Origin of the sequence: Polaribacter sp. Hel1_33_78 (genome assembly GCF_900106075.1) — a bacterium.
Taxonomy (GTDB): domain Bacteria; phylum Bacteroidota; class Bacteroidia; order Flavobacteriales; family Flavobacteriaceae; genus Polaribacter.
Map to the genome: position 1 here is coordinate 2316302 of NZ_LT629794.1, position 13137 is coordinate 2329438.

Sequence of the window (13137 nt, forward strand, 5' to 3'; positions counted from 1 at the left end):
TACCTTCAAATATTTGAGGGTATTATAATAATAATAATAGCTCAAAAGTTGCAAATTTAAAATTTGCAACTTTTGAGCTATTAAAAACTTCTTAATGCAATTTTCTTCATTCTTTACAAAATAAATCGAATTGACAATTTAAGAGACAAAGCTATTACACTTTGTTTCTTTGTAAGGAAAACTTACATTTTATCACCAAAGAAAATAGCATTCATTAATAACTTATTTGTTCCATACCAAAAAGCTCTAAAATTTGTATTATCCGTAAAAACGATGACGCTACCCTTACCTAACCTTTGCACCTTAAAGGGAACTGTATTTTTAATAACTTTTGCATTTTCTTTGGAAATATAACCACTCAATAATGGGCTTGATGTATACTGAATTGGGTTGTTATAACTCTTTTTATCAGCTTTAATAAACAATGTTGAGTTTCTAAACAACGCTATTTTATCGTTCTTATATCCAAAATTAATAGGATGCGATCTATCTAAATTTGCTTCAAAAATTGCTCCACCAATATATTGTGCGCCAGACTGTAAAGATTTATTTTCAAATGAAACATTCTTAATGGTATCCATTTTTTGTTTATCAAATTGTAAGCTAATCATTTTGTTGCTCGACAACCATTTTGCAGTATTTTTATAGCCAACTAAAACTCCACCATTTTTAACCCAAGTTTTTAATTTATCAATAGCTACTTTATCAATCTTACTACTAGGTATCACTATATGTGTGTATTTACTGATATCTATATTTGTAAAATAACTCATATCTAAACGAGTTAAATGCATATCAAAACGCTGATCTAACAAATGCCAGATTTCCCCAGAATCATTTCCTGCAATTCCGTTTCCGACTAACATTGCCACTTTTGGTTTTTTAATGGCGCTAAAATTGTTACTTCCTAAGTCAATACCTTCATTTAAACCTGTGGCTACTCCTTTTATCTGCACATGGCTTGCAATTGCTGCATTCTTTAAAAATTGATATAAATCGGTAGCATTTAATTTTTGGTTTTGAACTGGAATAAAAATGGTTCCATATTCATAAGAATTACCCTCATTTTTAAAATTCTTCATAGATACTTTTGCACGCAAACCTTCTTGCAAAATAGCATTTAAAGCTTTTGGAGTGTAATATTCATTCCAAGGCATTAAATAACCATAATCGCTTTTAAAAGAAACAGTTCCATTCTTTATTTTTAAATTTGTGATTTCACTACCTGCTTTTGCAAGCGATATATTTTCTGCATAATCAACACCAAAAGCATGATTAAAAGTCCATGCAGAAACATCGTAAAATAGACTGTCTTTAAATGTTTTTCGCACATTAAACATAGCTTTTACCAAACGTTGATTTTTCTGATTCATAGGCACTACATAACTGTATCCTTTTTTAAATTTTTTACCTTTAACCGAAAAATCAGATTTTATTTCATGAATATCTACTTGATGACGCTTTAAGACTTCTGCCAAATGAAAGCTTTTTGCCCCATCTTTTTCGTCACCAAAAACAATTGCTTTTTTCTCTCCAGAATTTCTAGATTCTTTGTAAAAATCTTGCTGATATTGTAAAATTTTAACACGCATATTTTTTGCAGCTTCTAAAGTTGATAATGCTGCTGTAAATTGATTTCTTATTGTAAACGGAAAGGTTAAAACTCCGTTTACTGTTTCCTGAGCATGTCCTCTTGAACTGGCTTGCTCAAACAAAATCCCTATACTTCCATTGATATCTGGAAACGTTGAACCTTTGCCGTAGTAAAAATCATCAAAACTTTCTTCTGAATAATATAACGAACCAATTTTATCTAAAGCTTTTGCATGATATGTTGCAATTTCTTTGGTTAAATCTTGATTCATTTGTGGTGTTAACGGATTTGTTCTGGAAGGAATTCCTGGTTGAAAAAAGAAACTAGCATTGCTACCCATTTCATGATGATCTGTTAATATATTGGGCAACCACTTATGAAAACTAGCAATTCTTGCTTTACTTTCTGGCAGTTGAACTGGCAACCAATCTCTATTCATATCAAACTGATAATGATTGGTTCTACCTCTTGGCCAAATCTCATTATACTCTCTATCATTTGGATCTGGGTTTATATTTTTACTTTTATTTATATTCGCCCAATACGCAAAACGTTGCAAACCATCTGGATTAAAAGATGGATCAAATAAAATAACAGTATTCCTTAATAAATCATCGATATTTTCTGCAGCAGCCAAATAATAAGCAACAGCTAAAGCTGCATTAGAGCCACTTGGTTCATTTCCATGAATAGAAAATCCTTGATACACAACAATTGGATTTTTTGAAATATCTACAGAACTATTATTGGTTGCATTAATATGTGCTTGTCTAATTTCTTCTATGTTTTTATGATTTTCAGGTGCAGTAATTGTTAATAATAACAATGGTCTTCCTTCATAGGTTGTACCTCTGGTCTCTATCGAAATTCGATCAGAAGAGGATGCTAAAACCTTCATATATTCTGTTAATTTGTCATGGGTAACATGCCATTCACCTACTTCATGCCCAATAATTTCTATAGGGGTTGGAACACTTTTATTATACGTTACGTTATTTGGTAAATAGTAAGACAAATCAACTTTTTGAGCTGATATTGAAATGGATAGAAATAGAAAGAATACGATTAGTTTTTTCATCTTAATAAAAGTTTGATTACCTCCCAAATATAAGAATTCAAAAAGGTTATATTTGGTTCTTTAACAATAATATAAAAAATTATGTATATCAAACGTATTTTCCCAATAAAAGGGATGCTGAAATGGACTAAAAGAGAAATCTTCTTATTCATATTAATTGGCACAATTCCGGTTATTTTATTTGATATCGTTGGGCTAAAATGGCTGAATGTACCTTGGTTACCATTAGGCGTTTTTGGAACTGCAATTTCTTTTTTAATCAGTTTTAAAAATAATGCGTCCTATGACCGCTTGTGGGAAGCTCGTAAAATTTGGGGAGGCATTGTAAATACATCTAGATCTTGGACTATTATGGTCAAAGATTTCATTGACAATACACATGCAAAAACACTTCTTTCTGCAGATGAATTACAAGCTGTAAAAAAAGAGTTAGTTCACAGACATATTGCCTGGCTAACAGCTTTACGTTATCAAATGAGAGGAGACAAGCCTTGGGAAACTCATTTAAAAAAGGATAAACAAAATGCAGCTTTTAGAGAAAACCATTATTTAGTTTTTGAAGATAGAATCCCCATTAGGGAGGCTATAAAATCATACATTTCTGAAGAAGAATTTGAAGAAATTTTTAGCAAAGGGAACAAACCATCTCAACTTTTAGGAATACAATCTAAACGTTTAAAAGAGTTAATGAACAAGGGTTTTATTGAAGATTTCAGGCACATGGAAATGATGAATATCTTAGTTGAGTTTTACACATTACAAGGAAAATCTGAACGTATTAAGAACTTTCCGTATCCGAGACAGTATGCAACATTAAACTATATTTTTGTTTGGATTTTTATCTTTCTTTTACCCTTTGGAATTATGCAAAGTTTTGAAGCTATTGGAAGTCATATTATGGAAGAATTATTGGAGCATTCATCTAGTACAAATTTGAGACATATTATTCAAGAATTTATAGCTAATCATTTTGTTTGGTTTTCAATACCCTTCAGTGCTTTATTATCTTGGGTTTTTCATACTATGGAAAAAATTGGAGAAAATACAGAGAATCCTTTTGAAGGCGGCGTCAATGACATACCAATAACAGATTTAAGTAGAGGTATAGAAATAGATATTCGTCAGTTGATAAACGACAAAGATATACCGGAACCTTATATTTGGAAGAATGATATTGTTATGTAAAACAAAAAAAACGGAAATTAAAACATCCGTCTTTTTTTGTTTTCATGAAATTAAGATTTACACTTCTTGTAATTTCATATCTGTACTTTCAAAAATCTTATCTGCAGAACCTGCTATGAAACCAGAATATAATTCGCCATTATACATTGCATGACGAAATGCAAATTCATAATAGCAAGACGTAATTTCTTTGGTAGTTTCTTTAAATACTATGGGTATTTTATCCGCTAAAACACTAGACTGTTCTAATAACTCAGAAGGAGTTCCTTTAATTTCTCCTCCCGATGTATTTATTTTAAAATGATTGTCTTTTAAGAACTGATTCACTTCTTGTAAAGTATCAAAAGAACTTAATCTATTCACATCAACTGTAAAATGATTCGAGCAAAACCCATTCACATAGAGCCATGCTGCATATTCAGTTTCTGTTTGTAGTTTTTGGTAAATTTCAAAAGAAGGTTGGTCCCATAAACGTCCCTTAAACACCAAATCTGACGGATGTAATTCTTCTAAAGCGATACTCTCAATCATGTTCTTTACTATTTCTTGTAATTCTGAAGAAAACTCTTTAGTTAATAATTGACTTATAAAAACTCTAGGTAAGTTTTTATTAGTCGCATGCTCATAATGTTTAGCATATAATTTTTTCTTTTCAAAATGATAATCCCCACATTCTATATAACCTGCCTCTATAAATGGAGCCGCTAACACTTTAATATTTACACGATCGTCATCAAAAGTTCTAAAGGCAACATGATCATTATAAACCACATCTCCTCTGCTTTCAAATAAGTCTTTAATTCTTTTTGCGGAAGGTGTTCTTTCTGTATATTCCTTCCACAATTTCTCAAAAATTTGGATAGTATCCATGTATATAAAATTTTTGAACAAAAATAAATAGATTACTTTATTTATAGACAAATTTTAAGTAATTTTATTTTTTTATTTATCATAATAAGTTAAATTAATTTTAATAGATTAAAATAAAATTAATTTAACTTTAAATAATCCACAATATTTATCATGGAAAATCAATTTGATTATATCGATAAACAAATTTTACAAAAACTACAATTAGACGCTCGAAAAGCCTACTCCCAAATTGCAAGTGAATTAAAAGTATCAAATTCTTTAGTGCATCAACGAATTAAAAAATTGACTGAACTAGGTGTGGTAACAAATGCTGAATTTATTCTTAATGAAAAAAAACTAGGGTATAAAACGAAATCATATACCGGAATCCGACTAAGGGAAGCACGTTTTGCAAAAAGTGTAATGGAAGCATTAGAAAAAATTAAAGAAGTCACAGAATGTAATTATGTTTCTGGAAATTATGCCATTTTCGCGCTTATATTTGCTCGCGATAATGAACACTTAAAAAATATTTTATATGAACAAGTACATCTAATCAATGGGGTTGCTGGTACTGATACATTTATCTGTTTTGACACTGGTTTTAAAAGAAATATTTCAATTGAATAAGCAAAGCCTTACATTTCAGCCTTCTCAAATTATGAACTTTGCGAAAAAAAAGCAAAAACCATGCATTAATAGAAAAAAAAATGCTTTGTAAAGATTTAAATAATAAAATCCATAAAATTTTAGATTAGCCCCTAGTTTTTACATATTTAAAAATTATTATTGTCATATTTGTATTTATAAATAGCACTCATTTTTATAGGTAACTAATGATTGATAATTCTAACTTAGACACTTTACATAACTCACTTTCTGGTGATGTTCTTTTCGATAATTTACAAAAATCAATCTATGCCACAGATGCATCTGTGTATCGCAAGATTCCTTTGGCTGTTGCGTTTCCAAAGGATGAAAAAGACATCAAGACTTTAATTGATTTTGCTATAAAAAACAGCATTACTTTAATTCCTAGAACAGCAGGAACTTCTTTGGCAGGACAATGTGTTGGAGACGGAATTGTAGTGGATGTTTCTAAACATTTTACAGATATTATTTCATTTGATGAACAAGCAAAAAAAATCACTTTACAACCAGGAATTGTTCGAGATTCATTAAATCTTTTTCTAAAACCATTTGGTTTATTTTTTGGTCCAAACACATCCACCTCGAACAGATGTATGATTGGTGGTATGGTTGGTAATAATTCCTCGGGAAGTACATCTATAAAATACGGTGTTACACGCGATAAAGTTTTAGAAATTGATGCTATTTTAAGTGACGGAAGCTCTGCAAATTTTAAAGAAATTACTTCTGAAGAATTTATAAAAAAAACAAAAGAAAACACTTTAGAAGGCAAGATTTATAAGAGTATTTATGCGGAACTTTCTTCTAAAGAAAACCAACATGAAATCAAAAATGAATTTCCTAAAGAGATTATTCATAGAAGAAATACCGGCTATGCTGTTGATGAATTTTTGATATCTGATTTATTTGGAGGAAAATCACCAACGATTAACGTCGCAAAATTTCTTTCCGGAAGTGAAGGAACCTTGGCTTTTTCGACTGCAATCACTTTACAACTAGATGATGTTGCTCCTAAAGAAAGTATTATGGTTTGTAGCCACTTTACAACTATTAAAGAGAGTTTAAAAGCCACTGTTACGGCAATGAATCACAATTTATATAATTGTGAGTTAATGGATAAAACTATTTTAGATTGTACAAAAAGTAACCGAGAACAAGCAAAAAATAGGTTCTTTTTACAAGGAGATCCTGAAGCAGTATTAATGTTAGAAGTGTCTGCAAATACTATTGAAGAAGCAGAAGTTTTAGCAAGTAATTTAATCACAGATTTAGAAAAAAATAACTTTGGGTACCATCATCCAAAAGTATTTGGAAAAGACATTGCTAAAGTACATCATTTACGAAAAGCAGGTTTAGGATTACTAGGAAATATGATAGGCGATAAAAAAGCTGTTGCATGTATTGAAGATACTGCTGTGGCTTTAGAAGATTTGCCAAATTATATTGAAGAATTCAGTAAAATTATGGATAAATATCAGCAAAATGCCGTTTATTATGCTCATGCCGGAGCTGGTGAATTGCATTTACGTCCGATTTTGAATTTAAAGAAAAAGGAAGATGTTGTTTTATTTAGAAAAATTACTACTGAAACCGCTGAATTAGTAAAAAAATACAAAGGCTCTTTTAGTGGAGAACATGGAGATGGTATTGTGCGCGCAGAATTTATTCCGTTAATGATAGGCGAACAAAATTATCAGTTATTAAGACGCATTAAAAAAGCTTTCGATCCAAACAATATTTTTAATCAAGGAAAAATTACAGATGCTTTTTCGATGGACAAAAACCTCCGTTATGAAATTGATAGAACAGAGCCACAAATAGATACGATTCAAGATTTTTCTGATAGCGAGGGAATTTTAAAATTAGCTGAAAAATGCAATGGCTCTGGAGATTGCAGAAAACCTGCAGAAGCAGGTGGAACGATGTGCCCAAGTTATAGAGCTACCAAAAATGAGAAAGACACCACACGGGCAAGAGCAAATATGTTACGGGAAGTTTTAACAAATAATGAGGCTAAAAACAAATTCGATTCTAAAGAACTGAAAGAAGTTTTAGATCTCTGTTTAAGCTGCAAAGCATGTGCCTCTGAATGCCCAAGTAATGTAGATATTGCGACCATGAAAGCTGAGTTTTTATTTCAATATCAAGAAACAAATGGGTATCCATTAAGAAGTAAATTGTTTGCCAATAATGCAAAACTCAATAAACTAGGAAGTATAGTACCTGCTTTATCAAACTTAGTTTTAAATACATCGATCGCAAAATCTTTTATGGGAGTTGCTTTAGAACGAACTGTTCCAAAATTAGCTCCTAAAACATTAAAAAAATGGTTTTTAAAACAACCAAAATCAAAAAACACTAAAACCATATATTTATTTTGTGATGAGTTTACTAATTTTTACGATGTCGAAATTGGTAAAGATGCTTTTCACTTGTTAGCAAAATTAGGTTATAATTTAGAAATTATAAATCACGAAGAAAGCGGAAGAAGTTATATTTCTAAAGGTTTTTTAAAAGAAGCCAAAAAAGTTTGTGATCAAAACATTAGCATTTTTAAAGATCTTATTACTGAAAAAACTCCATTGATAGGAATTGAACCTTCAGCAATTTTAACTTTTAAAGATGAATATATTCGATTGGCAGACGATACGCTTTCAGCGAAAAAAATAGCTAAAAACACTTTTACTTTTGAAGAGTTTTTAGCCAAAGAGTTCAAAAATAAAAATATAGATACTAGTTTATTTACAACAAAGCCTAGAACATTGAAGGTTCACGGTCACTGCCACCAAAAGGCATTATCTGGAACGCATGCCAGTTTTCAGATGTTGAATATTCCTAAAAATTATTCTGTAACTATACTAAACACTGGATGCTGCGGCATGGCCGGGTCTTTTGGATACGAGAAAGAACATTATGCTATTTCCATGCAAGTTGGTGAAGATACTTTGTTTCCGAAGATTAGAAATTGTAGTTCGGAAACAGAAATTGCAGCGGCTGGAACAAGTTGCAGACATCAAATTTTTGATGGCACAAAACGCATTGCAAAACATCCTATAACATTGTTGAAAGAAGCCTTAAATTAAAAGAATACTAAACTAAGAAAAATTCATTTTCTTAGTTTATTTTTAGCTTAAGACTCACTATTTTATTCTCTTTTATTTTATAAAACCTCTTTTTAAGGGCAAAACCTATAAGGTGTTTAGAATCAATAATTTTATGAACACTATTTTTTTCTACTTTTTGTCATGTATGATGTCTTCCAAAAGAGGGAGAAAAGAATCAACATGAATCTCAAATATTAAACCTTTTCTACTCTCAATAAAGTCTTTACGACTTCAATAAAATATTTCAATTTCATTTAAAAATTAATCTTTTGAAAAAAATATTGTGACTGATCTGGGTCATTTTATACTTGAAACTTCCTATTTATTTTTGTTAAAGAAATATAAGATTGTTAAATCAAAAAAATTAATATTTAAATTAAAAATCATGAAAAAACTTACACTATTAGTATTCGTATTGCTTTTATGTTGTTTTAGCCCAAAAAGCTTTGGGCAAATAACCGAATTTCCTTACGAACAAGGATTTGAAGACCCAGTCTTCACTGAAGGGGACAGCATCTATTTTATACCTAATTGGTTTGGAAATTATGTTGATAATTATAGAATATTCCAAGACAACACAACTTTCAGAGATGGTGGAAAATCATTAGGGCTTTGGCCTGTTGCTGCCGAAGGTGAGGAAGAAGAAGAAGTAGAAGTATTTGTCCAAGTTAATCTTAACCTTACAGGTCTTGAGAATGTTGTAGCTGATTTTTGGGCTTCAACGATAGCCACAGGTGATCAGAAACACTTGAAACTTTATTTAAAAGTATCCACAGATGGTGGGGAAACCTTTGGCCCTAAAATTCTTATGGGTGGAGGCGAGCTTGGTTTTTCAAACGAGGATACGCCATTTCAGAAATACACCTATGCGCTGCATTCTGATGCTTTTGATGAGCCAAATGTTGTATTGCATTTCTTAGCGAAGTCAGGTGCTAAAAAAGGAGTACCACCCAAAGTTCTTATTGATGATATAACTATTTTTGCCGCAGACGAAGACATTTATCCTCCTCTAGTGCTAGATCCATCAGTTATAAGTACCACTGAAATAGAGGTACAGTTTAGTGAAGCCGTGAGTACTACCGCCAATCTATTCTCGGCTGATAACTATACTTTTTTAGAAGGCGCTTTTGATATGCCAATTGTAAGTAACGTAACTCTTAAAGCCTCAGACATTATAACCCTTACCCTAGATCCCGGCATTAGTATTGGAAAATATTACGAACTCGAAATCGCAAATATTGAAGATCTTGCAGGAAATGTTATGGAGACTAGTATTGCTGAATTAATCCATAACCCGCTAGCAGAAGGATTGGTTATAACAGAAATCATGTATGATGAACCACCTGCCGAACAGGAAGATAAACTTGAATTTATAGAGTTGTTTAATATTACGGAGACACCTATAGAATTAGGAGGTCTTAGAATAAAAGGAGGTATCGCTAGTGGTAAATTACCAGAATACACCTTGGAACCTGGTGCTTATTGGGTTACAGCTAAAGATGCAGCGGCATTCAGTGCTTTTTTTGGAGTACCTGCTTTTGAATGGAAAGGTGCAAATTTAAGTAATGATGAAGCTGAATTACTTTATATTGAAAACACACAGCATCATTCAGGAATCGTGATAGATTCATTAACCTATAACATAGGTGGTGAATGGCCACAAGGTGCTATAGGACTTGGATATTCTATGGAACTTATAGACCCTTTATCTGATAATAGTGATCCTGCAAATTGGAGAGATGCTACAGATTTCGTTGGAATCTATGAAGGAGTTAATATCTATGCAAGTCCTGGATCTGCCGGAACAGGTATCCTTAAAGTTGCAGAGGAGTCTCTTGAAAAAGGTATCGCTATGTATCCTAACCCTGTTCATAATGTTTTGTATATTAATTCTAAATCGCCATTAACAAAAGTAGAAATATATTCTTTGCTTGGTAATAAAATAAAAGAGGTTAGAACAAATTTAAACTCTATAGAAACAAAATATTTAAGCCAAGGAGTTTACATTGTTAAGGTATACTCCGAAAACGGTAGTAAAACAATGAAAATTGTAAAAAATTAAATGAATAAAATGTACAATTGACAATCTTATTATGTTATTCTTATTTAATTTTTTAAAAAATTAATTTAAAGTCTCCGAGAGTTTTAACTCTCGGAGATTTTATTTACTCAGGTATTTATAAGTCTTATCTAAAAGAAAATGAGCTTCTTTTTAAAACAAACTCACTAAAACACTGAGTTTAAAACAATAAATTATTTGGAAAAAGTGCTTTTAATTTTCTAATTTATGTTCAGAAAATTATCTTTGGCATATAAAACAACTTAATATCTAAACATAATTTATTTTATTTTTAGATATCGAAGTATCTAAAACATAGTCGGTTTTTGTTTTTACAATTACCTTTTAATAATTAAGATCTTTAAGAACATAATCTTTAAGAAGTTTGTATTTTGCTGCTCTTTAAAAGAAAATTAATTCAACTTGCAGGTACTTTGTTAGAACTAAAGTAGATGTTAATTTCGCATCAGCTATTTTGTATTAATTTTCGTAGAATCTATTTTAAAAGAAAATACTGAAAGTATAGCGCATTAGTATTTGTTTATAGATATTCCTAAAATTAATTTTTTTGTGTTATCGTAATTTAGAAAACATATAATAATATGAGTAAAAAGAGCAAATATATAGCTGATGAAAATCGCTATAAAAAAATGAAATATAGAAGAACCGGAAACAGCGGTCTATTATTACCTGAACTTTCTTTTGGTTTATGGCATAATTTCGGAGATAACGACAATTTAAATACCGCAAGAAATCTTTTAAAATGTGCTTTTGATAATGGAATTACACATTTTGATTTAGCTAATAATTATGGTCCTCCACCTGGATCTGCTGAAATAAATTTTGGAAAAATATTAAAAAAAGATTTTAAAAATTACCGAGATGAATTGATTATATCATCAAAAGCTGGTTATGGAATGTGGCCTGGTCCTTATGGAGATTTCGGATCTAAAAAATTTTTAGTGGCTAGTTTAGATCAAAGTTTACAAAGAATGGGATTGGATTATGTTGACATTTTTTATCATCACAGACCCGATTACGATACGCCTCTAGAAGAAACTATGGGTGCCTTAGATTTAATGGTTAGACAAGGAAAAGCCTTGTACGTAGGTATTTCTAATTATCAACCAAAAGAAGCTGAAAAGGCTTTTAAAATCTTGAAAAATTTAGGAACTCCATGTTTAATTCATCAGCCAAATTACAACCTATTTAATCGTTGGATTGAAGACGGGTTATTAGATGTATTAGAAAGCTCAAGAGTTGGTGCTATTTGCTTTTCCCCTTTAGCACAGGGAATGTTAACTGATAAATATATTAATGGATTGCCAAAAGATTCAAGAGCGGTGAAGGATAGCCCTTTTTTAAATACGAATCAAGTTTTAGAAATGCTTCCAAAAATTAAGGCATTAGATGAAGTTGCCAAAAATAGAAATCAGACTTTAGCACAAATGGCAATTTCTTGGATTTTAAAGGATGATAGAATTACCTCTGTTTTAATTGGCGCTAGTAAAACTGAACAAATTTTAGACAGTTTAAAAGCCATTGAAACTACTTCTTTTTTTGATGACGAGCTGACTAAAATTAATGAAATTCTTAGTTCCTAAATATGAAAACATTTTTGTTACTTAATTTATAAATTAGTGCGCTAAAATGTATAAAAAAAGCACTCGAAATGAGTGCTTTATAAATTTAATCTATTTTTTATTTTATTATTTTGTATCAGGGTCTGAAGATAACATTGCAAAAAACTTATCTAAATTAGGTAAAATAACAATTCGTGTTCTACGATTTCTTGCTCTGTTTTCTTTAGAGTTATTTTTAACTAAGGGCATAGAACTTCCTCTACCTGCAGCAATTAATCTATTGGACTTTATAAAATATTTTTTTTCTAAAAGTCTAACAATAGCCGTGGCTCTTTTTACACTTAAATCCCAATTATCTTTCAGAGCATTTGTAGGGTTATTTAATGTTTTAGAGTCTGTATGACCTTCAATCATTACATCCATACTAGGTTCTGAATTAATAACATCTGCTATTTTCTGCAATAAAGGATTCGCCTTTTTATTTACGTCAAAACTACCCGATGCAAACAATAATTTGTTCGAAACTGAGATCATAACAACTGTATTTTCTATGTTGATATTAATATCTTCTTCTGAGTACATTCCTGCAGAACGCATCGATTTTTTCACCTTATAGTCTACAGCCAAATTTATAGAATCCTTCAATGTTTTAGCTTGAGCAACTTTTTTCGCATCAATCTTAGATAACGTTTTTCCTAATTCAACTTTCTGCTTTTCAGACAAAACGGTTATATCATCATCTGTAAAGCCTAAATTACTTCTTTCTAAAGTTACGTTTTCATCTCTTAAAGAATTAATTTTATTATTGTAATTCTCTACGCGTTTTTCAATACTTCTAAACTTAGCTTCTAGTCTTTCTTTTTCAATTGTTGTTTTCTGAAGACTAGCTTTGGTATTTATTAATTTTTCATCTAATTCTAAGTATTTCTTTTTAGAAACGCATGACGCTACTAATAAAAACATTACGGTAATAGGGATAATTATTTTCTTCATTAGTTTTAATTTAATTTTTAGCAAATATAAACTCTTGT

At 30.7% G+C, this 13137-nt stretch carries 8 protein-coding genes; 5 read left to right on the forward strand and 3 right to left on the reverse strand.

The genetic code is table 11. From position 1 onward, the window contains the following. Positions 1 to 182: 182 nt before the first annotated feature. On the reverse strand, positions 183 to 2672 hold the full coding sequence (locus tag BLT88_RS10030) for a M14 family zinc carboxypeptidase (RefSeq protein ID WP_172824303.1): 2490 nt from the start codon (positions 2670 to 2672) through the stop codon (positions 183 to 185). A gap of 81 nt (positions 2673 to 2753) precedes the next feature. Between BLT88_RS10030 and BLT88_RS10035 the strand changes: the two genes are divergently transcribed. Further along, positions 2754 to 3857: a bestrophin family protein gene (locus tag BLT88_RS10035; protein ID WP_091954567.1), complete on the forward strand. Its 1104-nt coding sequence runs from the start codon at positions 2754 to 2756 to the stop codon at positions 3855 to 3857. Between the two features lie 57 nt (positions 3858 to 3914). On the opposite strand, the gene BLT88_RS10040 is transcribed toward BLT88_RS10035, so the two are convergent. Further along, positions 3915 to 4727 carry a DUF1338 domain-containing protein gene (locus tag BLT88_RS10040; protein WP_091954568.1) on the reverse strand — a complete coding sequence of 271 codons (813 nt, stop codon included), beginning with the start codon at positions 4725 to 4727 and terminating at the stop codon, positions 3915 to 3917. Positions 4728 to 4880: 153 nt separating this feature from the next. Between BLT88_RS10040 and BLT88_RS10045 the strand changes: the two genes are divergently transcribed. The 4 genes from BLT88_RS10045 (at position 4881) to BLT88_RS10060 (ending at position 12127) form a co-directional block, all read left to right on the forward strand. Then, a complete protein-coding gene (locus tag BLT88_RS10045) occupies positions 4881 to 5339 on the forward strand; it encodes an Lrp/AsnC family transcriptional regulator (protein WP_091954570.1) in 459 nt (152 codons plus the stop codon). Between the two features lie 206 nt (positions 5340 to 5545). Further along, positions 5546 to 8443: an FAD-binding and (Fe-S)-binding domain-containing protein gene (locus BLT88_RS10050; protein WP_091954571.1), complete on the forward strand. Its 2898-nt coding sequence runs from the start codon at positions 5546 to 5548 to the stop codon at positions 8441 to 8443. A 436-nt stretch (positions 8444 to 8879) separates the two neighbouring features. Beyond that, a complete protein-coding gene (locus BLT88_RS10055; protein ID WP_172824305.1) occupies positions 8880 to 10526 on the forward strand; it encodes a T9SS type A sorting domain-containing protein in 1647 nt (548 codons plus the stop codon). 599 nt (positions 10527 to 11125) lie between these two features. Then, the gene (locus tag BLT88_RS10060; protein WP_091954574.1) at positions 11126 to 12127 is read left to right on the forward strand and encodes an aldo/keto reductase; all 1002 of its coding nucleotides are present in this window, start codon (positions 11126 to 11128) and stop codon (positions 12125 to 12127) included. 105 nt (positions 12128 to 12232) lie between these two features. On the opposite strand, the gene BLT88_RS10065 is transcribed toward BLT88_RS10060, so the two are convergent. Then, positions 12233 to 13099 carry an OmpA family protein gene (locus BLT88_RS10065; protein ID WP_091954576.1) on the reverse strand — a complete coding sequence of 289 codons (867 nt, stop codon included), beginning with the start codon at positions 13097 to 13099 and terminating at the stop codon, positions 12233 to 12235. Positions 13100 to 13137: the final 38 nt, after the last annotated feature.

Coding starts and splice junctions, on each gene's coding strand:
- BLT88_RS10030 (WP_172824303.1), bottom strand. CDS start 2,672: ATGAAAAAACTAATCGTATTCTTTCTATTTCTATCCATTTCAATATCA.
- BLT88_RS10035 (WP_091954567.1), top strand. CDS start 2,754: ATGTATATCAAACGTATTTTCCCAATAAAAGGGATGCTGAAATGGACT.
- BLT88_RS10040 (WP_091954568.1), bottom strand. CDS start 4,727: ATGGATACTATCCAAATTTTTGAGAAATTGTGGAAGGAATATACAGAA.
- BLT88_RS10045 (WP_091954570.1), top strand. CDS start 4,881: ATGGAAAATCAATTTGATTATATCGATAAACAAATTTTACAAAAACTA.
- BLT88_RS10050 (WP_091954571.1), top strand. CDS start 5,546: ATGATTGATAATTCTAACTTAGACACTTTACATAACTCACTTTCTGGT.
- BLT88_RS10060 (WP_091954574.1), top strand. CDS start 11,126: ATGAGTAAAAAGAGCAAATATATAGCTGATGAAAATCGCTATAAAAAA.
- BLT88_RS10065 (WP_091954576.1), bottom strand. CDS start 13,099: ATGAAGAAAATAATTATCCCTATTACCGTAATGTTTTTATTAGTAGCG.